This is a genomic window from Spirosoma liriopis, from assembly GCF_023196085.1.
GTDB classification, from domain to species: domain Bacteria; phylum Bacteroidota; class Bacteroidia; order Cytophagales; family Spirosomataceae; genus Spirosoma; species Spirosoma oryzicola.
Genome location: NZ_JALPRF010000001.1, coordinates 720,246 through 744,346, shown reverse-complemented (window position 1 = coordinate 744,346; position 24,101 = coordinate 720,246). Strand labels below are relative to the sequence as shown.

The 24,101-nt window shown below is 48.8% G+C and carries 14 protein-coding genes; 9 read left to right on the top strand and 5 right to left on the bottom strand.

Annotation, left to right across the window (positions count from 1 at the left end):
• Positions 1–19: 19 nt before the first annotated feature.
• Positions 20–1,387, bottom strand: a complete 1,368-nt coding sequence (locus tag M0L20_RS03125) for a M24 family metallopeptidase (protein WP_248475651.1) — start codon at positions 1,385–1,387, stop codon at positions 20–22.
• 217 nt (positions 1,388–1,604) lie between these two features.
• Here M0L20_RS03125 and M0L20_RS03120 point away from each other — a divergent pair, with 217 nt between their 5' ends.
• The 4 genes from M0L20_RS03120 to M0L20_RS03105 all read left to right on the top strand — a co-directional run bounded on the left by M0L20_RS03120 (position 1,605) and on the right by M0L20_RS03105 (position 8,813).
• Positions 1,605–4,322: a DUF5686 and carboxypeptidase regulatory-like domain-containing protein gene (locus M0L20_RS03120; RefSeq protein WP_248475638.1), complete on the top strand. Its 2,718-nt coding sequence runs from the start codon at positions 1,605–1,607 to the stop codon at positions 4,320–4,322.
• Between the two features lie 107 nt (positions 4,323–4,429).
• A complete protein-coding gene (locus tag M0L20_RS03115; RefSeq protein ID WP_248475637.1) occupies positions 4,430–5,527 on the top strand; it encodes a glycoside hydrolase family 5 protein in 1,098 nt (365 codons plus the stop codon).
• Between the two features lie 326 nt (positions 5,528–5,853).
• Positions 5,854–7,452, top strand: a complete 1,599-nt coding sequence (locus tag M0L20_RS03110; RefSeq protein WP_248475635.1) for a sensor histidine kinase — start codon at positions 5,854–5,856, stop codon at positions 7,450–7,452.
• A 146-nt stretch (positions 7,453–7,598) separates the two neighbouring features.
• Positions 7,599–8,813 (top strand): glycosyltransferase family 1 protein, encoded by a 1,215-nt coding sequence (locus M0L20_RS03105; protein ID WP_232559395.1) that lies wholly within the window; start codon positions 7,599–7,601, stop codon positions 8,811–8,813.
• A gap of 40 nt (positions 8,814–8,853) precedes the next feature.
• Here the strand turns inward: M0L20_RS03105 and M0L20_RS03100 are convergent, their stop codons facing one another.
• The 3 genes from M0L20_RS03100 to M0L20_RS03090 all read right to left on the bottom strand — a co-directional run bounded on the left by M0L20_RS03100 (position 8,854) and on the right by M0L20_RS03090 (position 15,852).
• On the bottom strand, positions 8,854–10,521 hold the full coding sequence (locus tag M0L20_RS03100) for an NFACT RNA binding domain-containing protein (protein ID WP_248475633.1): 1,668 nt from the start codon (positions 10,519–10,521) through the stop codon (positions 8,854–8,856).
• A gap of 67 nt (positions 10,522–10,588) precedes the next feature.
• A complete protein-coding gene (locus M0L20_RS03095) occupies positions 10,589–12,136 on the bottom strand; it encodes an FG-GAP repeat domain-containing protein (protein WP_248475631.1) in 1,548 nt (515 codons plus the stop codon).
• A 104-nt stretch (positions 12,137–12,240) separates the two neighbouring features.
• On the bottom strand, positions 12,241–15,852 hold the full coding sequence (locus M0L20_RS03090) for a CRTAC1 family protein (protein WP_248475629.1): 3,612 nt from the start codon (positions 15,850–15,852) through the stop codon (positions 12,241–12,243).
• 329 nt (positions 15,853–16,181) lie between these two features.
• Here M0L20_RS03090 and M0L20_RS03085 point away from each other — a divergent pair, with 329 nt between their 5' ends.
• From M0L20_RS03085 to M0L20_RS03075, 3 genes are all read left to right on the top strand, one after another.
• Positions 16,182–19,469 carry a SusC/RagA family TonB-linked outer membrane protein gene (locus M0L20_RS03085; protein ID WP_248475627.1) on the top strand — a complete coding sequence of 1,096 codons (3,288 nt, stop codon included), beginning with the start codon at positions 16,182–16,184 and terminating at the stop codon, positions 19,467–19,469.
• 64 nt (positions 19,470–19,533) lie between these two features.
• Positions 19,534–21,288, top strand: a complete 1,755-nt coding sequence (locus tag M0L20_RS03080) for a RagB/SusD family nutrient uptake outer membrane protein (RefSeq protein ID WP_248475625.1) — start codon at positions 19,534–19,536, stop codon at positions 21,286–21,288.
• Between the two features lie 117 nt (positions 21,289–21,405).
• Entirely contained in the window at positions 21,406–21,663 is a 258-nt protein-coding gene (locus M0L20_RS03075; RefSeq protein ID WP_232559389.1) for a hypothetical protein, read from the top strand.
• A 385-nt stretch (positions 21,664–22,048) separates the two neighbouring features.
• Here the strand turns inward: M0L20_RS03075 and M0L20_RS03070 are convergent, their stop codons facing one another.
• Positions 22,049–22,252, bottom strand: a complete 204-nt coding sequence (locus M0L20_RS03070; RefSeq protein WP_232559388.1) for a hypothetical protein — start codon at positions 22,250–22,252, stop codon at positions 22,049–22,051.
• A 144-nt stretch (positions 22,253–22,396) separates the two neighbouring features.
• Between M0L20_RS03070 and M0L20_RS03065 the strand changes: the two genes are divergently transcribed.
• The gene (locus M0L20_RS03065; protein ID WP_232559387.1) at positions 22,397–22,987 is read left to right on the top strand and encodes an RNA polymerase sigma factor; all 591 of its coding nucleotides are present in this window, start codon (positions 22,397–22,399) and stop codon (positions 22,985–22,987) included.
• A gap of 49 nt (positions 22,988–23,036) precedes the next feature.
• Positions 23,037–24,059, top strand: coding sequence for a S1C family serine protease (locus tag M0L20_RS03060; RefSeq protein ID WP_232559386.1), 1,023 nt, complete (start codon positions 23,037–23,039; stop codon positions 24,057–24,059).
• Positions 24,060–24,101 lie beyond the last annotated feature (42 nt).

Below are 24,101 nucleotides of genomic sequence, written 5' to 3'. Positions count from 1 at the left end.
ATCCCTTGCGGCTCTTTAGTTATTTGACATATCCCAATTTTCGGGGGATGGTGTAAATTTCCGTTTGTCGACCGTCGATGTAACGGAACGTATTTCCGTCGAAAAAACCGTCTTCTTCGAGCATGATCCGCACCACTTTCTTCCATTCCGGAATTTCGACGGCGGCATTCAGTTCAATCGAATAGGCGGTGTTGGCCAGCAGTGGATAATCGCCAGCGCCGGGAACGCCTTTCTGCTGATCCCACAGGCCAATGGTTGGGCCAGCCGCGTGGCCGTGAACGCCAATCGGGTGGGAGTAGATGGTTCCTTTGATACCTTCTTTCTGCGATTGCTCCAGCGCGGCCAGAAGCATTTGATTGCCCGTTTTTCCAGCTTTAAATTGTTCGGTGAGAATGTCCTGCAACCGGTTGCCTTGCTTGAAAGCAGCTTTAAGCGACTCCGGTACATCGGTTTCGCCGGGCTTCAACACGTACGCGTGTTGCTGTTGATCGGTGTTCAGGCGCAGGTAGGTAATGCCAAAATCGACGTGGAGCAGATCACCCGGCATGATCACCTGTTTGTCGGGTCGCTTCGAAAACGTGCGCAGATGGTTAAAATCCTGCTCGTCGGCGCGTTGTACATCAACCGTCGGGTGAAACCACGTGTCGAGACCAAGATTCGTGATGCGCTGTCGAAACCACCAGACGACATCGTCGGTCGTGGTAACGCCGGGTTGAATGACCTGTTCTGAAAAGCCTTCCTGAATGATCTGGTGCGACAGACGGCAAATAAGCGGATAGATCGCCATTTCTTTCTCGGTCCGCGTTTCGAGCCAGCCAACGGCTATTTTCTCCGCCGAAACAATCCGCTTCTGGTAATCGGCTGGTAGCTTCTTTAAAAATTCTTCGTGTTCTGTAAACGACAGTCCGTCGGCATGGCCGTAGTTGGTGGAACTGTTCAGGCCGATTTTCTTCGGCTTTCGCTCTTCGATAATCTTCGATAGGGCTTCCCACTGGTTCGGGCGAACGTCGATATCCCAGGCTCCTTTGAGTAAATTACCTACGTCGTAGCGAGCGATGGCTAGTTTCTCGACGCCCTTATCGTTTCCTTTTGCATCTTTCCCCTGGTCGAAAAAGACGATGATGGTACGTCGGCGGGCCGATAGCCAGGTTGACGGTAACATCGTCCGCAGAACAGGATCTTCGTTGTACTCGCGGGAGATAATCACCCACATATCGATGCCTTCCCGGCGCATAAGTTGGGGCAGCAGATTCGTGAAGCGGTCATCCAAAATGTCATCAACCACCCGCGCTCGTTCGCGTTCGGTCAGCACAGCAGACGGCTGAGCAATGGATAGGGTAGATGAGAGTACGAAAAATAAAAGAAGAAACTGTAATGATCGATGCATAGTGTTCAGGTTGTGAGCAGTTTGTGGCAAGATACGCAAGACCTTATGGATTTTTAACAGTGTCTACTGCCAACCATTGCGTTTATTCGCGCATCTGTTGACAAAAGCACTCTTCGCGTATGGCTGGCACGCGAGTTGAAATCTTCTCTTGAAGCATAGAATGGTGCCTTTCGTTCGTTAGCTTGCTATACCCATTTGAATACCAACCTATTCGTGTATGAAGTCCACGTTACTACTATTCATTGCCTTTTTTTACTCGACATTCGTTCTAGCCCAGACGAGCAGCACGGGCCTGCGGGGCGTCGTCAAAAACGTCCAGGGAGAGGCTTTACCGTATGCCGCTGTTGTGATCAAAGGTACGCCCAACGGGACCATTACGAACGCAGAAGGACGGTACGAGATTGGGCTTGCGCCGGGACATTACGTTGTTGTTTTTCAGTACCTGGGTTTTCAAACTGTTCAAAAATCAATAGAAGTAGGAACCGGTTTTACTAGCCTGGATGTGACGCTGGAAGAACAGGCCCTGCGACTCGCGGAAGTGGAAACGAAGGCGGGTAACGAAGATCCAGCTTACACCATTATGCGCCGGGCGATTGCCAAGAGCCGATTCCATCAGTTGCAGGTACAGCGGTTCAAAGCGCGGGTGTACACGAAGTCATCCTTCACCGTAACGGATTTGCCGAACCTGGCCGAAATGGCGTTTCGGAAGCAGTTGAAAGAAGCGGAGAAAGAAGCCAATTTTAAGGTGGGGGTGCCGATGCTGAACGAAACCGTTGCTGAAGTGTCGTTTAGTCAGCCCAATACGTATCGGCAGCGCATTATCGCCAACCGCAACTCACAGGGTGATTTCTTAAGTCCTAACCAGTTCTACAACGCCAGCTTCTACAACCCAACCATAGCCGGAACGGTTTCTCCGTTATCGCCCAAAGCGTTTGCCTATTATAAGTTCGAATACAAGGGCACATTTCGGGAGAATGGGCCGGATGGAAAAGCAATCGAGATTAGTAAGATTCAGGTTATTCCCCGGCAGTGGGGTGAGGGCGTTTTTCGGGGTACTATTTACATCATTGAAAACACCTGGGCAATCCATAGCCTGCAATTGGAAACGGTCAACAACATCGGTATCCTGATCAGTATCCGGCACGTATGTACACCAATTCAGGGTGTCTGGATGCCAACCAACCAACGGTTCAGCGGCAGCGGTTCCTACCTGGGCGTAAAAGGGAATGGGTATTACATCCGTAACCTGACATTCACCGAATTTGTGGTCAACCCGGCTTTTGTGGAGGATATCGAAGTGGCCGATGAAAAAAAAGGCGCTCCCGCGAATACGCTTGCCAAGAGCGATATCAAGGGAAAGCAGTTTGATGAACTAGTCAAGAAACAGAAAGAATTTTCGACCAAGAACTTACGGCAGCTTGTCAAAGAATACGAGAAGCAGGAAAAGCAGGCCCGGAAAAATCGCAAAGAGGATGTAACGGTAGTGCGTGACGACTCACTGGAGGTCGATTCCCTGGCGCGTAAACGGTCTAACGTTTTCTGGGATTCACTACGGTCGGTGCCCCTGACATCTGCCGAGGTTAAGAGCTACCGCAAGGCTGATAGTTTGGGCCTGACACGGGAAATAAAAGCACCCGGAACAAAAGATACCACCGGACGCGACACCACACAACAAAAGAAGTCAAAAGCGTTTTCGGTAGGGCAGCTGATCGGTGGTAATACCTGGCGGTTCAACAAACGGAGTTCCCTAATTTATACCAGCCCCATCACGCGAATCGAATACAACACCGTAGAAGGCTACACGTTGGAAGGGGCGCTTAATTACCGGTACCAGGCCCGAGTTGACTCGATCAATCGATTCCGCAAAATTCCGTTGGGGGAGTGGAATATCGGCGGAACGGGCCGTTATCAGTTTGGGCGTAAGCAATTCGTGGGGTATGGGTTGGCTAGTTATCAGCACAAAAATACGCTCGTGAGTCTGTCGGGTGGGCGGTATCTGTACCAGTTCAATCCCAACAATCCGATTAGCCCGTTCCTGAACTCGCTGACGACGCTGCTGTTCGAGCAGAACTTTGCCAAACTGTACCAGAAAGATTTTCTGAATCTATCCGTTACGGCAACACCGTTTAAGCAGCGCGTCAGTCTGACGGGCGGGTTAGAGTACGCCCAGCGGACCGAACTGGCGAATTATCGGGAGGATCTGAAACCGTGGATCGATTCGCCAAGGCGGGAGTTTACGGCAAACCGACCCGATAATAACGAGTTGGCCAATACAGGCTTCCCAACACACAATGCAGTAGTCCTAAATCTGACGGCATCGGCTAGACTGGGGGCTATGCAGTATGTAATGCGCAACGGACGGCGTACTGCGCTACGCAATAACGAAAGCCCATTGCTGAGCGTCAATTACCGGAAAGGCATTCACGGCATTGCTAATTCCGCTGTCGACTACGATTTCTTGCAGGCAAGTATCAGTCATTCGTTCGAAACGGGTATTCGAAGCCGTCTGAATTACCAAATCGGAGCCGGCGCTTTCCTGAATGATAAGCAACTATATTTTCCTGATTTCAAGCACTTCGCTGGTAACCAGTTTTTCTTGCAGCAGGGCGATGTTGTGTCAACATTCCGAATGCTGCCGTATTACCAGTACAGTACCGGCAAGCGTTTCGTAGAAGGACACGTGCTGGCCGAGTTCCGTAAGTTTCTTCTTACGCAGGTAACGTTTATGCGGCTGCTCGGCATGAAAGAAAATCTGTTTGTGCATTACCTGTACACGCCCGTTTCCAAAAACTATACCGAAGTAGGCTATGGACTGGACGGTCTGATTCCGCAGGTGTTTCCTTTTTTTCGGGTAGAAATTGTTTCGCAGTGGCAGGATGCGAAGTACCAGGGATTGGGTTTCCGGGTAGGCACGACGCTTAAGTTCGGGCGGTAAGAACGACGTACGATTGGGAGGCAAGCTTATTATTTCGGCTAATTAAAATCCTATTGATCGCCGGAATGGTTTAGCATACAATTGCCATCCTACAGTATACATCGCTTATGGAGCGTCGTCTGTTTCTGCAAACATCGCTAACCGCAGCCGTTGGGTTGAACCAATTAACATCCGTTATGGCCGACGCTGATTCGTCAATTTTACCGGAACCAAAACCGGGCAAGCTGCCGCGCTGGCGGGGATTTAACCTACTCGAAAAGTTTGTTGCGGGTACGACCGGTCCCGAACCTGCCGGACCGTATCAGGAACGGGACTTCGAATGGATTGCAAACTGGGGCTTCAATTTTGTTCGGTTGCCTATGTCGTACCATTGCTGGGCTACGCCCGATCCGGCACACTGGACCGAACTAAACGAGCGCGTGTTGAAAGAAGTAGATCAGGCCGTTGACTACGGAAAGCAACATAAAATTCACGTCAATCTAAATTTACACCGGATTCCCGGCTACTGCGTGAACCCGCCCGCCGAACCACTCGATCTCTGGACCGATGATCGGGCGTTGGAAGCTGCCGTTTTTCACTGGAAGCATCTGGCCGAGCGTTACAAAGGACGCCCTAACCGGGAGGTTTCGTTCGACCTGATCAACGAGCCTAATACCGACGAGGCAAAATACATTCGCGTCGTAACGGCGCTGGTCGAAGGAATTCGTTCTGTTGACCCTAACCGGTTGATTATTGTTGATGGCTTGCAATACGGTAACCAGCCCGTATTTGACCTGGCTAATCTGCATGTTGGTCAGAGTACGCGCGGTTACCTACCGATGAACGTGAGCCACTACAAGGCAGAATGGGTGCCCATGCTGAAAGACGCACCTTCGCCTACCTGGCCGAACACTTGGATGAACGTGGTCTGGAACGCCGAGACGTTGAAAAAAATTACCATTGACCCCTGGAAGAAACTACAAAAGCAAGGGGTAGGCGTTCACGTTGGCGAGTGGGGCTGTTACAATAAAACGCCCCACGACGTTGCGTTGCGGTATATGGAAGATCACCTGAAGCTTTGGAAAGAGGCCGGATGGGGCTGGGCGCTCTGGAATTTTCGGGGCGCATTCGGTATTCTCAACAGCGATCGAGCCGACGTAACCTACAAAGAGCATCAGGGGATGCTGCTGGATGAACGAATGCTAACTTTGTTACAAAAATATTAGTAGTCCCGCCTGTTGCAGAAAGGCCCATAGCGAGTAGTCAGACCCCACTGGTGCGGTCAGACCGTATCTATTCATCGGTAAACAATATATCGAAACAGTTACTCATCTTTGAACGTCGAAATGGCTAGTTTCGATGGATAAGCACTTGTATGCGTAAATGGCTGATTTACAAGTGTCTGAAATTCCTGCCTGACTTCTGTTTGTGCGCTCTAGTCAACTTACCTAAAATCGCCTATTTTCTGCCTGCTACTAAACTATTTATACGAAATCATTAATCCTGAAGTTCTTATAATTAAGTAGCTGTCCAATATCGTACCGTAACCTTCATGACTAACCTGTCTCTTTATCAAACTGCACCTCCCGGATTTGAACTATCTACTGACGAGCGCGCCTTTCTCTGGCAACAAGTACTGAATCATTCCATAAACGGCTTAGTAGGACTTGTGGCCGTTCGCGAAGGGGTTTCTCCCGATGGACCAATCGTCAATTTTCAATATCGTTTTGCCAATAATACAGCACTACGCGATACACTGGGTAACAACCACGAAGAAAGCGCCGATATCACAGGACGACTGCTAACGGATTTTTTTCCGACAGTTCGCGAAACAAAGTTGTGGCAGACCTACATCAAGGTAATTGAAACGAATGAAGCGCAGCGGGTTGAGCAGACTTATAAGGTCGGTGACCACGACGTGTGGATCGTTCAGTCGGCGGCTCCGTTTGGTCGCGACGGCCTGCTACTTTCTTACAGCGAAACCAGTGATCTGCACCATGCCGCCCGTCGATTAGCCCGCCAAACCACGCTACTCAATGGTGTATTAAACTCTTCGCCTAATGCCATTGTCGTCTTTGAAGCGGTTCGCGACGACCAGCACAACCTGCTAAACTTTTGCATTGCACTCACTAATCAACAGTTCGAACGGCTGATCAGCCAGACTCCCATGCATTTTACGGGGTTACTGCTGACCGATATTTATCCAGTAAAACCGGAATGGATGGAGCAGTTGCGGCATATGCTCGATACGGGAGACGCCATTTGTTTCGAAGAATATGCTCCGTCGCTGGATCGCTGGTTCAACGTTACCCTCAATCACCTGAACGATGGATTTGTTGCTACAATACAAGATGTAACGGAGGCCAAACAATTGCAGCAGCAGCTGGAGGCAACCGTGCAGGAACTTCACCGGTCGAATCATAACCTGGAACAGTTTGCTTACGTAGCGTCGCATGATCTGCAAGAGCCGCTGCGGAAAATTGTTTCATTCGGTGACGTGCTGAACGATCAGTTTACCGAAGAATTGAGTGCGGCTGCAACCGATCTGATCCAGCGCATGCAGGTCTCGGCGGGGCGTATGCGGTCATTGGTTCAAGATCTGCTCACTTTTTCCCGGTTATCGGGAGATGCTAAAACGTTTAGTCCGGTTGATCTCAACAAGCTGATTGACTTAGTGGCTGACGATCTCGAACTAACGATTTATGATTGCAAGGCACAGCTTACTGTCGATCCGCTACCCATGGTTCAGGGCGACGTAGCTTTGCTGCGTCAGTTGTTTCAGAACTTGCTCAGTAATGCGCTGAAGTTTCAGCAAATCGATTCTGCCGGAACGCCGATTCCTCCCCAGGTTCGTATCAGTGGCTATGTAGCAACGGAATCCGATTTGCCCGCAACGCTGTTAGATGGGCCGTCGGCGGAGGGGCAGTTTGCGGTCCTGACCGTCGCTGATAACGGAATCGGATTTGATGAGCGCTATCTGGACAAAATATTCACCATTTTTCAGCAGCTTCATGGCCGAATGCAGTACGACGGAACCGGAATGGGTCTAGCCATTTGCAAAAAAGTGGCTGATATTCACGGCGGCTACATTACGGCGAGCAGTCAGGAAGGTAACGGTGCAATATTTCGTGTTTTTCTGCCTAGAGCGTAGAGGCTACTCTTGCAGGGGCCACTGCCTCAATAAATCTTTCGGCTGATCAACATTTTTGTTACACATCAGGTTTTCGCAGAAGAAGGATATAAGTTTGGTGTTTTATTGGCCATTCTAATTTGTCACCCTTCTTCTGCTAACAGCTTATGAAAATTACGGACGCAACGCCTGATTCAGCAAATGCTCTTAATTTAACTAGCCGCCCATCAACGACGACTAGTACAAATCGCCCTTCCTCCTCGTTCTCAGTCGATGATGTCCATGATCTGATCTGTTTTTCGCACTTACGGTGGAACTTCGTTTATCAACGTCCGCAACATCTGTTGACCCGAGCTACGAAAAACTACCGTGTATGGTTTATTGAGGAGCCCATCTGGAGTAACGAAACACGACTTACTACTTGTCAGCAGACCGACCGGCTAACCGTGCTGGTGCCGCATCTTCCTCATGGAACGAAGCCTGACGAAGCCATTCGCTTACAGCGTCAGCTATTGGATGAGTTTTTGCAGAACGAACGTATTGGGAATTTTATAGCTTGGTATTACACTCCGATGGCTCTGTTGTTCAGTGATCATCTGCAACCGCGCCTGACGATTTACGATTGCATGGACGAACTGTCGGCTTTCTGGGGAGCTCCTCCGCAATTGCTGGCCGAAGAAAAGCGACTCATCGACAAAGCCGATATCGTATTTACGGGCGGCCATAGCCTGTACGAAGCCAAGCGCAACCGGCATTCGCAGGTATTCGCGTTCCCAAGCAGTATCGATTTCTCGCATTTTTCGGCAGCTCGCCAGCCGCAGCCTGATCCGGCAGATCAGCGTTCGCTAGCCAACCCACGGATTGGCTTTAGTGGAGTTATCGACGAACGGTTTGATTACAAATTGCTTGGTGAAGTAGCCCAGCGTCGGCCCGAATGGCAGTTTATCTTACTCGGTCCAATCGTTAAGATCAGCCGGGATTTATTGCCGAAAGGAGATAACGTGCATTACCTGGGCATGAAAGCCTACAAAGATCTACCAGCTTATTTCGGTAACTGGGACGTTGCGATGCTGCCTTTTGCACTCAACGATTCAACCCGATTCATCAGCCCGACTAAGACGCCTGAGTATCTAGCTGGTGGCTTGCCCGTTGTGTCTACGCCAATTCGTGATGTAGTGCGTACCTATGGCAACGCCGATTTCGTCCAGATTGCTGATTCGGCGGATGCCTTCGAAGCGGCCATCGAGAAAGCGCTCAACGGAGGACACCCAGCCGACTGGGCCGCCATCGACAGCTTCCTGATGGAAAATTCCTGGAACCACACCTGGAACGATATGAACCGGTTGATGGTCGCCAACCTAAGCCTTGCTATCGAGCAGTAAACTACAGCGAAAATGGGCTAGGACATCCTAGCCCATTTTTTTATTCGCGGGGTACAACGAGAATGCTGTCTTCCTTATCCACAATCACCTGGCCCTCGGCGAGGCCTTTGGGCTTACGAACGTATTTTTTCGGCGTCACAATAACCGGACACAAGCTGTCCGTTCGCCGTTTTGAGTACCAGGCGGCTAGCTCGGCTGCTCGCTCAATCACGTTTTTGGGAAACGGTTTACCGGCCTGATATTTTACAATGACGTGCGAACCGGCAACGTCGCGGGCATGAAGCCACAAATCTTCTTTGTACGCGTATTTTTGCGTCAGTAGATCATTGTTTTTTGCGTTTCGTCCGATCAGAATGCGAAACTTATCGATGATTACCTCTTTAAAAAGATTCGTTGTGTCACCGCTTGCCAGTTGATTAGCCAACTGGTCGCTCTGTAGATTATGCTGCTTGCTGTATCGACGTAGCTCCTTTAATGTCTGAATGGCTTCAAGATCCGCTTTCTGCCGGTCGAGAAGCGTAATTTCTTCTTCTCGAGCCGTGATCTGTCCGGTTAAATAGTCTTCCTCAATTTTTTCGTTCTTCGCTTTTCGGTAGTAATTCTCGGCGTTTTTTTGTGGACTCAGGTCTGGTTTCAGTCGAATCGTGATGGGTTGATCCCGGTAAAAATCGGTTAATGTTACGGTTTCGGGCGATTTACTTCCAGACACCACAGGAATGTCATGTAAGTTAGCCATCAGAATATGACCCATCTCTTCATGGCTGGCTCCTTCCTCCCGATCAACGATGCGTTGCAGGTTAATTTCGATTAAGGCTTCAGCTCGCTTCCGTCTCTTTTCCAGCAGTCGAAGCAGGTTCCCTTTTTCGTGTTCAAAGGCAGTCAGGCCATTGTACGTAATAAAGAAACGGTTGCCGGCTTCGACCGGGTCCATAAGCTCACGTTGTATATCGCCCAGAGGCAACAAACTAAGCGTCGGTTTGTGATGAAGCTTGGTTAAATAATAGTGAGGCTGTTCGAGTTGCTGTAAGGTTTGCTGGATCAGCGTCCACTTGGCCTCCGGGGTTGTTAGCGTATTATTGACGGCCTGTTCATTCAGCCACTCGTTTACAACCTTACCGAAAGTGGGAAACAATTTTCGATGATCGTACCCTGCTTTTTCAAACGCTTCCCAGGATTGATCAATAGGTCGGTCAAGGGCATCGAGCACGAGCTGACGATCCGTCAACAGCTTTTGATTGAACAGATCGGTAACCGTATTCTCGTGAAACGCCAGGAGATTAGGACGATTGCCGAAAAACTTGAACAGCATGGTGTACTTATCCTCCAGCAAGATAGCCAGGCATCGTTCATTTAGAAACGAGCGGACACCGATAACCGCGCGTCCCGGCCGATTTGCTTCTACTGTTTCGTCGCTATTTCCCTGAACCTCTTCCTGCCCTGGTAGTGAATTCGTTACTTCTTCAAACAAATCGACGCTATTGTTACGAGCGCGCTGCACCGTCTGAGGAAACAACAGCCCCGAAAAGTCGGGTCGTAAAACGGCTTTTATGTAAAACGGCTTGTAATAATTCTGTTTTCCCTTGGCCTGGGCAAAGACAAGCACCACTTCATCGCGATCCTGGCTGAAGCACTCAACAAACCGGAGGCCGGTCAATAGAGCCTCAAGAGCGGGAGCCAGTTGACGAAGGAAATAATAGTTCGTATGCATAATCGGGCAAAGGTAGAGCTTATAAAACCCCGCTTACGAGCTTCTCATTTCATTTTGCCTAAAATATTTAGCGGCTCTTATCTCTGGTTGTGTTCGTGAGGATGATAAACGGTAAGTGTGTATCCCAGGTGGGTTTGAAATCGCGCTCGTTGAGAAATCCCTTCGAAAAGTTGCCTAACACTACGTCCGAATCGCCATCATGATCCCAGTCGCCCACGTCCATGCAAATCCAGCGGCCATAGTCGCTAACGGGGAGCGCATGTCGCTTAAACTCAAAGGCTTTTTGCTGCTCAAAATACAGACAGCCTTCTGCCGGATTGTTTTTAAAATCCGCGAAGAAGGAAATGCTGATAATGTCTAAATCGCCGTCCTGATCGAAGTCGTTGGCGATGGCTTTTGTACAACCGTTGACGGCTAAAAAATGAGCCTGCTTGTATTGAAAATTACCTTGGTTGAGGTAAACATACACCCCGTGGTAAGGCTTGAAAATTTGAGAGTAATCACTGTTGTCACCACAGGTGTAAAGAATATCGACCTTTCCATCCTTGTTGAAATCGACCAGTTGAAAGCTGGTTGAGCCGTAGACAGATGGGAATCGGAGCAGGTTTTGTTGAGTGAATCCTCCTTTTTTATCGTTTAAGAAAAGCCAGATTCCTTCGTCGGCATGGGCGAAGAGAACCATGACATCCGGCCAGCCATCAGCGTTAAAATCGCCCGTGGTGGCTTGAATAGCACCCGGAATTTCTTTAATAGGCAGTTTTGTGAACCGCCCATTTTTCTCTTGCTTCAGCCAGTACAAGCCACCCCGTAGGTGACCGAATCCGCATACAATCCAGTCGGTTAGTCCATCCCGATTGATGTCGGCGGCTAGTGATTGCAGCGGGCGGGGCAGATCGCTGTAAATTGTGGATGAGTCATTACGTGGCTTACCGGAAAGCGGTAAATCAAGTAGTTCCCCTTTTGCAATATCGGCTGCCACCATTGTACCCAGACCCGTAAACACTCCTCGTTCGTTGCCTTGCTTGTCCCGGTAAAAGGCTGCGTTGACAGGTGGGGACTTAAGCTGCTTTCGCCATACCGGGTGTAGCTGCTGATCCCAGCAGGTCAAGTCATTACGTATTCCATCTCCGGAGTACAGATGGGTACGGCTTGAGTCCATAACAACCATCGTCGTCTCCGACGTTTGTGTCGTATCTCGCTGCGGCTTTGTCAGCGAAAAAATGGACCAGTCATTCGAAGTAGATACGTCGGCGGGTTTAAGTTTTCTGGGTGCCAATGCTTTGTAATAAAGCATTATTTTTTGCCAGTTATCGTACGAGACAGCCGCTTTCTGCCCCGCGAAATAATAGCCGTTTCCGTACGATTCTATGCCCAGCATAGGAGCCATCGCGGGTAAAACGTGGGTGTCCCAGGTTTCCTGATCGAGCATGCTGGGTTCAGGAACCAGGTGACACGAACCGCAGTGCTTGATCGCTAGTTGCTGCCCTGCCTTAACCAACGGATTATCCAACTGATCACTGGCTCCTGAATGACAACTGTAAATAGCAATTCCCAGGGCTGCAATGACGACTAACTTACTGTACGCCCGAAAAAAGAAATGATGATTATAAGCCACTATTCGATGTACCCTTCTTTTTACTGCTGGGCAGTATGAAAAATGTGCCGCTTCACCCAAATCACTTGTCGGTGTAGACAAGTGATTTGGGTGAAGCGGCTTACTTACTTTAAGGCTACGTCAACGCGAGGACGTTCCTGCCGTTTGTGGCCTTGTGAATCCGTTATCTCGACTGCTTTCACCAACGGACTTAGCAGTAACGTTCGTGCCGATTGAGACAAAAACGAACTGCCGTACGTAAACTCTACCTTTTGTTTCTTGCCATCCGCAAAAGTAAGCAACGCCGACGCATCGGTAGGGCGTAGCCGCAGGCTGGCAGCCGGTTTACTGTTTCGGAACAAGCATAGCCGACCCCGATTTTGCGTGGCTACTACCAACTCCCGTCCTCGGCTATCCGTAAACTGAGCTAGCCCTTTCGCGTTGCCCGGTACGAATAAACCGCTACTAGCAATCGACTGGGGGATAAAGTTTCCTTTACCGTCGCCACGAAGTACCAGACCATTCAAAGCGTCGTACCGACCCGCAAAAACTTCGCCACCATAGTCGTTACCAACCAGCACAACATCCAGATTGCCGTCACGATCAACGTCTTCGGCAACCATACCAAAGATGGGCCCCAACTGAGCTTGCGTCGGTAACGTATGCAGTGCGAATGTGCCGTCACCTTTGTTTTCTACGTAAGCAGACTCCAGGTAATTGGCTTCCAGGACCAGCGCACTCTGTCGCTCTTCCGGCGTAAGCAGCCGGTCGATACTGGCCGTTGTAAAATCCTTGAAATACGGAAACCGGCGACGCATGGCGATCATTTGCTTGATCAAATCTTCGCGCCCGTGAAAGGAATACTCTTTTCGTTTTCCGTCCGCATCGGGAATAAAAATCGTCGGTATAGCGTCGTAAAAACCGTTATTGTCGAAATCTCCGGCGTAGACACGCACTGGTTCCGTATCGCTGGCCCGCATCCGGGCGTTACGACCCAAGTTGCCCGCTATGTAATCGATGTCGCCATCCCGGTCAAAATCGCCCGCTACCAATGAATTCCACCAGCCTTTCTGCGCTTCGAGACCAGAAGTGGTTTTCTCTAGTTTGCCGCGTTGGTTTTTCAGCAATGTCAACGGCATAAACTCGCCGGCCAGTAGTAGATCGGGCCAACCGTCGTTATCCGAATCAGTCCAGAGCGCATCGCACACGAGCCCTATGGTTTGCAGACCTGGCGCTACTGTTTTTGTAACATCCGTAAAGTGAGGTGTACCTGTCTTCGATGAACCGCCATCATTGCGTAAAATAAAGCTCGATACCGGTTTTGGATAATGATCGGGCTCGACACGTCCCCCGATAAACAGGTCCAGATCCCCGTCCCGGTCGAAGTCGGCTGCTTTGACGCACGATTTGCTGACCACATTTTGTGGAATTGCACCGGGGCTCAGGATAAATTTACCCGATCCTTTAGGCCCATCGTTGATGTAAAGTCGATCCTGAAAAGCAGTTGTATTAGCCTGCCCTTCTATGCTACCGCTGGCAATGTACAAATCCAGGTCGCCATCGCCATCGGCGTCGAAAAGCAGCGTCCCCATGTCTTCTTCCGGCTTATCCTCCGGACCTTTCTGTTCGGGCAATAAATCTCGGTCAACGAACGAACCGGCCGCTGTCTGAATTAAGAAATGGCCTTTTTTCGATTTGGAGCCACCAATAAACAAGTCATCTAAACCATCACCGTTAACGTCGCCAACCGATACGCTGGGACCGTACTGCGAAAACTTATGCGGTAATAGTTTCTGGTTGTTGAAGTCAATGTATTCCGGTTCCTCATGCTGGAATGCTATTTTTAGCGAGTCGGTTACTTCGTGGAAAAGACTCGCCGGTTGCTTGATAGCCGGTACAGGCTCATGCGCGTTACGACTGTCGACGGTTAGCACCTGATTCGCTTTGACGTTTCGCAGGATCTGCTGCCGTGCGGCTTGATTTCCGGTGGCTGGCCAAATAATGCGGACTTCACTAATTGTCTTTGCGCTGCCTAAGCCGAAATGAGCGACTGGTTCAACCGTTGACAAGTAGCCTCTGTATGGGCTGTGCTCATATACCTGCTGTTGCCCGTTGTTTTCGCCGTAGTGCAATTCAACGAAAGCGCCTAAGCCCATCGGGTTCGACGTTGGACCCGCAAATTTTACGCGCAGGTAATTGGCTTTTTCCGGCTTACGCTCGATAAGGTTGTTCCGATAGACGAAAGCGGAGTCGTTGATGTTGTTAACGATATAGTCCAAGTCGCCGTCGTTGTCAAGATCACCGTAAGCCGCCCCGTTCGAGAAAGAAGGATTATCAATGCCCCAATTCTGCGTAACGTCCGAAAACGTCAGATCACCGTTGTTGTGAAACGCGTAATTACTGATCTTGACTACCGGAATCTGGGAAAGCTTATAATCTTTGGTCGCAATGTTGGCGTTCTCGGTGATGAACGTCATAAAATCACGGTCGGTAACGTCCTGCGGAAATCCGTTGGTGATGATCAGGTCGCGAAAGCCATCGTGGTCAAAATCGGCGGCCATCGGTGTCCAGCTCCAATCGGTCTCGGCTACGTCGGCTAATAAGCTGATTTCACTGAATGCCGGAGTATTCGAATTAGGACGCGGCCCCTGGTTAAGCTGAAGCGTGTTGCGTACGACCTGGTAGTTGAACTTATATTCGTCATTATAAAGATACGTCTGGTAGTTGTTGGGAGCCAGCAGCATCTTTTTTCGGTAATTGTCGCGGGGTAACATATCCAGCGCCAGTACATCAACCAAGCCGTCGTTATTAATATCCGTTACATCATTCCCCATGGCCGTGTTGCTGGTGTGCTTGAAATACTCGGCAGCCCGGTCGGTAAACGTACCGTCGTGGTTATTGATGTACATTAGGTCATCCGAAACGTAATCGTTCGTTACGTAAATGTCTTTCCAGCCATCCCGGTTGATATCCGTAATGTTTAGGCCCAATCCGTACCCTTCGTGTACGATCCCAGCCTGCTTCGAAACATTCGTAAAAAAAGGATGACCGAGTTTTTTGTCAAAATCATTACGGTACAGTCGGTCCGCATTCAGCGAAGAGCCATCGCTAACTTTGGTACGGTACACATTCGGCGACTCATCGATGCGGTCGGTAAGCAAATACAGGTCCAGATCACCGTCGTTGTCGTAATCGAAAAAGGCTGCGTTGGTCGTATGGCTGTCGTCCGCAATGCCGTACTCATGCGCCATTTCGCGAAAGACAGGCTTGCCATCACGTAGCCCCTGGTTTACGTACAGCAGATTTTCGCGCTGCTTATCAGACTTACTAAGTGTCGCACTGACATAAATATCCAGCCAACCATCATTGTTGATATCGATCAGCGTCGCACCAGAACACCACTTACCGTTCCCGGTAATGCCTGCCGATGTGCTAATGTCATCAAACTTGAAATCGCCTTTATTCAGGTAAAGCCGGTTCGCAACCTGGTTACCGGTAAAAAACACATCGGGTAGTCCGTCTTTGTTAAAATCCCCTAACGCCACGCCACCACCATTATAGAAATACTCAACATCCAGAATACTCGTAGAGTCAGTGTTGGTGATCCGGTTGGCAAACGTAATGCCCGTCTCGGAAGCGGGTAGCAAAGAAAATAATCGGTTTGACGAAGACTGGCAGGAGGTAATAAGGTAACTGGATAAAAAGAATAATACAAAATACAGATAACGGTAGGTCATAAAAATACTTATGAAAAAAACAGCGGCTAGACGTTAGTATAATAAACTGATTCTTGTGTAGACAAAGGGGATTGCGCCTTTGTTATTCACTGGAGAATAACGGCATAATATTAAAAAATATTTATAGATTCTCAAAAGATTATCATTTCACAAGGATGAAATACAATATTCTGACAATCAATTGATTGGTAAATATACGCATGGTGTTTTTTACGTATTTGTTAGTATAAAATTAGGTTAACGTTAAAAAATGACAAATTGATCTTTGAAAAATTAATTCGACTCATTAATATTGATCCGTTTTGAAATAATTGATGAGGCCAAATTTTATGAACACAAATTTTTACAAGACCTTTCAGTTTTTACTGCTGTGGGGATCGGTGCTTCTGTGGGGCACAACCGTTTTTGCTCAGAACCGTCGGATCACTGGTACAGTGAGTAGCAATACCGATCCGGTTCCGGGTGCTAACGTAGTTATTAAGGGTACGACCATCGGTACATCGACGGATGCCAATGGTGCTTTTACCTTGTCTGTGCGCGGAGCGGATGATGTACTTACGATATCCGCAATTGGGTTTAAGTCAACGCAGGTAACTGTAGGTAGCCAAACGGCTGTTGCCATTCAACTCGAAGAAGAATCCTCTACGCTGAATGAAGTCGTTGTAACAGGTTATACAACGGACAGTAAACGGGACAATACGGGTGCTGTTGCCACGGTAAAAGCGCGGGACTTAGCGGCCGTTCCTTCGGCAAACGTTGAAACCCAGTTGCAAGGGCGCGTTGCCGGGGTAACCGTTATTGCCAGTGGACAGCCCGGAGCCAGCAACACCATTCGTGTGCGTGGATTTGGTGCCTTCGGTGGTAACCAGCCTCTATATGTGATTGATGGGGTGCCAACCCAGGGTAGTGGTTTCTTAAGCCCAGACGATATTGAGTCAACAACAGTACTGAAAGATGCGGCTGCCGCTTCGATCTATGGTGCTCGTGCTGCGAACGGTGTGATTGTTATTACCACCAAGAAAGGCCAGCGCCGGGCTCAGAAATTGAGCGTTAGCTACGATGGTTTGTATGGTATTACAGACCCCGGTCATGCACCCGCTCTGCTGACACCACAAGAACAGGCGGACTGGACCTGGAATGCTATTCGCAACCGGCGTATTGCTAACGGCGAAACAATTGGACCCGACAGCTTTACCGGTCTTGCTGGTGGTCAGTATGGTTCTGGAACAACACCTGTTCTTCCTGAATATCTACAGGTTGGCAACCGCTTCGGTGTAACGGGTGGTGTTGATCTGGCGGCTGAGCAGGCGAAGTATAATGTTAATGCAGCGCTGGGACCAATTTACCAGGTAACGCGTGCTAATAAAGAAGGAACCGACTGGTACGGAGCAATCACACGGGTACCCATCCTGATGCGTCATACTCTTGGTTTCTCAGGCGGAAGCGAAAGCGGTCGTTACTACGTAAGTATCAGCCAGCAATCGCAGCCGGGTATCATCCTGAACAACAACTTTGCCCGGTATACCTTCCGCGCTAACTCGGATTTCGACATTCTGAAAAATAAGAAACTGCGGTTTGGTGAAAATTTGCAGGCTACTTATATCGACAATACTGGTCAATTCGGTGATAATAACGGACAAAACGCATCGCAGCAGGAAAACGATATCCTGCTTGCTTTCCGGATGGCTCCCATCATCCCCGTTTATGACGTATTTGGTGGTTACGCAGGTACGGCTGCCAGAGGCTTCAACAACCCCGCTAACCCCAGAGCAAACCGTGATGCGGCTAAAAACAACCGGAACTTCAACGTAAGCATGTTCGGAAACGCTTATCTGGAGTACGACGTTATTCCTGATTTGACCATTCGCAGCAGCATTGGTGGTTTCCTGTCAAACTTTTATAACAAAACAACCTCTCGTAATACCTACGAAAATGCTGAAGGAAACAACGGCGGCTTTCGCATCAATGAAGGAGCTGGCTACACCATTGGCTGGACGTTCACGAACACTGCTCAATTCAAACGGACATTTGGTATTCATCACCTTGATCTGTTAGCTGGTATTGAAGCATTGAACGACGGATTTGGCCGGAACATCAGTGGTGTGGGTCTGAACCCATTCTCAACTGACCCTGCATATGCTAGTATCTCAACGTCACAGGCTTCTGGTCGTCAATCGAACAGCGATCTGTTCAGTGGTGTAAACTTCTACTCACAGTTCGGCCGTGTCAACTACAGCCTGATGGATAAGTACATCTTTACGGCGGTAGTTCGTCGCGATGGTTCATCTCGCTTTGGTGCTGCTGACCGCTATGGGGTTTTCCCTGCTTTCTCGGCCGCGTGGCGGTTATCGGGTGAGGACTTTATGAAAAACCTACCCTTTATCACGGATTTGAAAATTCGCGGAGGTTGGGGACAAATGGGTAACTCGAACAATGTAAACCCAAACAACCAGTACAGCCTCTACCAGTCGAACATCGCCAACTCGTACGATATTTCCGGTGGCAACTCGGGTGTAGACCCCGGATTCTTCCGTAGCCGGATCGGTAACCCAAATGCCAAGTGGGAGACGAGTACAACGACAAACATCGGTATCGATGGTTCGTTCCTGAACGGCAAACTTGATGTCGTATTCGATGTTTGGCGCAAGGATACCAAAGATCTGTTGTATCAGGTACCCATTGCGGGTGTTGTAGGTAGCCGTGCAACAGCTCCTTCGGTAAACATTGCCAGCATGAGAAACCAGGGTATCGACATTCAGGTTATCACGCGTGGTAAAGTAGCGAATGATTTTGGCTACGAAGTTGACGTAAATGGAAGCTTCCTGTACAACCGGATTCAATCGTTAGCACCGGGCGTACCTTACTTTGACGTTACGCCTGCTTCGAACCGTCTTTCGTTACCAGCTACTCGTAACCAGCCTGGTCAAACAATTGCTGCGTTCTATGGCTATAAAGTAGTAGGTCTCTTCAACACGCAGGAAGAAATCAATGCCGCACCAAAGCAGGAAGGCGCTGGCTTAGGCCGTTTCCGTTACGCAGACGTTTCTGGACCTAACGGAACCCCCGATGGTATAATCGACAATAATGACCGTACCTTTATCGGCAGTCCAGTACCTAAGTTCACGGGCGGTATGAATTTGCGCCTTACGTACAAAGGATTTGATCTGGCTACGTATTTATATACTTCACTGGGTGGTAAAATATTTAACCTCTCCAAATGGTACACGGATTTCTATCCATCTTTTTCGGGAGCGGCTGTTAGCGCGCGCGTAAAAGATTCATGGACGCCAACAAATACGAATACTACACAGCCAATTTTTGAAGATGTAGCAAACCTAAGTACCAACACAGTTCCTAACTCGTTCTATGTTGAGAGTGGATCGTTCCTACGGATGCAGAATATTACGCTTGGTTATACCTTGCCAGCTACGCTGCTGAATAAAATCAACCTGAGCCGGGTTCGGATCTCGCTTGCGGCTAACAACGTCTTCACCGTTACAGGCTACAAAGGTCTGGATCCGGGTGTTGGTGGTGCAGCTGACCAAAACTTTGGTATTGATATCGGTAACTATCCAATCACACGGAGCTACAATGTGGGCCTGAACATTGGTTTTTAAGTAAAGTAAAAAGTGAACAGCTTTTTAAAGCATAGTACAATTCTGTTCTTAGAACTATTATAATATGAAAAAGATAATCACAAAAGGAGTGGGGGTTACACTACTTTTGACTGTAATATCAGTAGCTTGTAAGGATACGTTCCTGGACGTAGCGCCGACAGGGCAGTTAACAGGTACGAACTTAACGAATACGGCGGGGCTGCAAGGTTTGCTCATCAGCTCCTATGCACAGCTGAATGGACGGGGCTTCTCGCAAACAGCCAGTCCTACGAACTGGGTGTACGGTAGTATCATGGGGGGGGATGCAAACAAAGGGTCGGATCCATCTGATTTCAACGCAATCACGCCGTTTGAAACGTACCTGATCAACTCAGCTAGCGCTGAAGTAAACTCGCGCTGGAACGCCCTGTATGAAGGGGTTAGCCGGGCTAATTCGGTACTACGTACCTTGCCATCTGCGGATGCTACGGTAACCGCTGCGGTTAAACAGCAGGTTTCTGGCGAAGCACGTTTCTTGAGAGGCCTTTATTACTTTGACCTCAAGCGGACCTTCAACATGGTTCCGTACATCGATGAGACGGTAGATTACGGTACGGGTATTGCGACCGTGAAAAACGACGTGGATATCTGGCCAAAAATTGAGGCAGATTTTCAGTATGCGTACGATAACTTGGCTGAAACCAATTCTCAGGCAGGACGCGCTAACAAGTGGGCTGCGGCCACTTACCTGGCTAGAACGTATATGTACGAGAAGAAATACGCAGAAGCCAAAAAGCTGTATGATCTGATTATTGCTAATGGTAAAACTACTAATGGCAAAAAATATGGTCTGGTATCGCAGTTTGCTCAGGTATTTAACTCTGCTAACGAAAACAGCGAAGAAGCCGTATTCTCTACTCAGAACGTAGCAAACGCAGGTAGTTCGGATGCTGCCTCGGGCGACTTGAACCTGAACTATCCGTATAGTGCGGGTATCGGCGCTACTTGCTGCGACTTCTTTAAGCCAAGCTTCGATGCGGCTAACTCGTTCCGTACGGGTGCAAATGGTCTACCGGTCGATATGGCTCAGGCTAACGGCGCGTACGATAACGCTACCAACGAGTTGAAAACAGATATGGGGCTTCTGCCAGCTGATGCTTTCACGCCTGACACCAAAACCGTCGATCCACGTCTTGACCATACGGTTGGCCGTCGCGGTATTCCTTATCTGGATTATGGTAATTTCACCAGCGCCTGGACTCGTAACCAAGGCTTTGGCGGTCCGTACTCGACGAAAAAATACGTTTTCTACCTAGCTCAACAAGGCAAAGTGGCTGACGTATCGAACTGGACGAAAGGCTGGTCGGCGACGAACATCGTACTAATGCGTTACTCGGATGTTCTACTGATGGCTGCTGAAGCGGAGGTAGAAGTAGGAAGTCTATCGAAGGCAATGGAATACGTTAACTTGGTACGGAATCGCGCGGCCAATCCTGCCGGTTTCGTAACAACGTCGGATGGTAAGCCAGCCGCTAACTACGTAATCAGCCCATATCCGGCTTCGGCTTTCTCGTCGCAGGATGTAGCTCGTAACACGGTTCGGTTCGAGCGTAAGCTAGAGCTGTCACAAGAAGGACAGCGGTTCTTCGATCTGGTACGCTGGGGTATTGCTGCGCCTACGCTGACGGCGTTCCTGACGTACGAGAAAACGAAACTGTCGAATGCGTATAGCGGTGCGGTCTTTACAGCCGGTAAGAACGAGTATCTGCCGCTTCCTCAAACGCAGCTTGACCTGCAAAATGGTAGCGCAGCTATTCTGAAACAGAATCCTGGCTACTAAGCATAAACAGTTAGTTACTTTAACAAAAATCCACACCGGTACCGGTGTGGATTTTTGCTGTAAAAACAATCGGATTAGTGGTTTGTTATTATCCTACTCAACAACAAGATTACTATCATGGCTCACAACAAAACCACAGATCAGCCCGGTTCGAAAGATTTGCAGGCAAATCACAAGCGGACCCGTAATCAGGAAGCCCATGACACCGGTAAAGACCGCCCAAATGCTGAACGAGAAATGACAAGCTCGAATAAAAGCAAACAGGGACCGGAAGACGATCACTCGACGGAAAATAAAACCACAGCAGAGCTTGCTTATGAACGCGGAGGGCATGGCCACTCCGGTCACAGTGGTAGTCGGAATGGAAGCCGGTAACTCAGTAAAATTGTTTTCGTGTAATAGGTAGGGGCAAGTCAATGACGATGCCAAAAATACAAGTCCACTCAATGCAGTATATCGCGCATTGAGTGGACTTATTCGTTAAGCCTAAAATCGTTAGATTTAAGATTTATTGCCGCTGCTTATTTCTGGGACCGACTGATCGATTGTCGAAAAGGGCTACTCAGATGCGCTACGCTGCACAATAAAATACACCTTTCACGGATTCGTTTGCTAATGAATCCGTGAAAGGCTTTTAATGAACCGCTTTTTTATTCTATTTGTATTCAGATAAAAAAAGAAGCCCCTCGACTATCGAGGGGCTTCCATACGTTTATAGCGTTGTCGGTATTTAGTACCGGCAGTTGTGCCTTAGCAAAAATTACTTCGCGCTATCAGATGACATCGTCGAAGCCGAATCACCAGCCATCGAAGAATCTGTAGCCATCGTAGACGATGAATCAGACATCATGGTTGACGTAGAATCGGTCGAAGTCGTTTCAGTTTCAGTCTTTTTCGAGCTGCAAGAGGTTGCAAGGGCGATCATAGCCATGAAAAAGAAGGCAGATTTCGTAATTGCTTTCATAGTTTTGGGGCGTTTTTGTTTACGGGTGATTAATAAACCAATGTCGACGTTAATACTCGATAGGGAAAAAGGTAACCCAACTTTTTTTAACTTTTTTTTGGGTTACGTTTAAATTGATTTTGTATTAAGTAATGAGCCAAGGCGATGAAGGAAAGTAGGCGGCCCGTATTAACCGACGATGAATTGCTGGCGGGCTTGGCTACGGGTTCCGATGATGTGCTTAACCAACTGTACCGACGGTATTTTCCAATGGTGCTGCATCTGGTTACAAGCAATAGCGGAAGCGAAGACGATGCTAAAGATATTTACCAGGAGGCCATCGTTGTTTTATACGAGAAAGTGCAAAGCGGTTCATTAGAGCTGCATTGTCAGTTGAAAACGTACCTGTACTCTGTTGGCCGTCGTCTTTGGCTAAAGCAGTTGACGCAGCGCAATCGGTTTTTGGTTCGCGACGTAGAAACGCCCGCCGTCGATGACGATGCGGGGCAGCAGATTGACAGTGATTTAAATGAGCATGAAGAGCGGGATCGACAGTTTGATTTAATGGCCGATTCGCTCGAAAAGCTTGGTGAGCCCTGCCGCACACTGCTGGAAGATTTTTATATCCGGCATCTAAGCATGCAGGCAATAACGGATAAGTTTGGCTACACCAACGCGGACAACGCAAAGACGCAGAAATACAAATGCCTGATGCGACTGAAGCGATTGTTTTTTTCAGAGTACAAACAAAATTGAGGAGTATTCCGTACCCTGGTATCTGTGTACTTAACGAACGATGACAACAATGGAAACTAATGAGGAAAGAGATATCGAAGCAGCCTTACACGCTTATGGCGAACGGAACCGACTTCGGCAGAAACTAGCCGCCATTCATTCGAGTCTGGATATGGATGCTGTGCGGGAAGAGGTAAGTACGTACAGCATGGAGCAAGAGCCATCGGGTCAGGTTCGTTCGTTGTGGCGCACCTACCGTACGACACTGGCAGTTGCCGCTACCGTAGCCGCTATTACCACGTTCGGGTCTATCTTTCTGTATCATTCGTATCGGCAGAGCCATCAGCAACAGGAACAGCAATACAGTTTGCTCAGTAAAGAAATTCAGGCCGTCAAATCATCTCAACGCAAATTGATGAATGATCTTAACGGCAGAGGCCGGGCGTTGTTTGTCAATCCGGCCCAGGTGTCCGGTTCTGGATTTATGCTGACAGCCGATGGTTATATGGTTACCAACAATCACATTGTTCGGGGAGCTGATTCGGTGTACGTGCAGAGTCCTGCCGGTGAAGTGTACAAAGCGCGGGTTGTTCACGCCGACCAGACGTACGATCTGGCTTTTCTACAACTCTGTGACGACAGTGCGTTTCGCGCTTTACCGTCGTTACCGTATAGCTTCGAGAACAGCCAGAGCGATCTGGGTGAACGCGTCTTTACCCTAGGCTATCCGCGTGAAGAAATCGTTTATGGCGAGGGCTACCTTAGCTCCGGTACTGGATACAGGGGCGATACAACGGCTTATCAGGTCGCTATTGGCGTCAATCCCGGTAACTCAGGTGGACCGCTGTTAGACGAAAAAGGGAACGTGATTGGCATAATCAGTGGCAAGCAGACAACGTCGGAAGGGGTAAGCTTCGCTGTCAAAACAAACTACCTGCTCAAAGCGCTGAATAATATTCCGGGCGATTCCCTAAAAGGGTTACCCATACGGCTGAACCATAAAAATACCCTTGCTCGCTTACCCCGTAAATTACAGATCAAACGGATGCAAGCGTACGTGTATCAGGTGAAAGTCTTCAAGCATAAAGAGTAGCGGTTTCTCGAACAATTTACGGTATTGATAGTTTTATAGAGG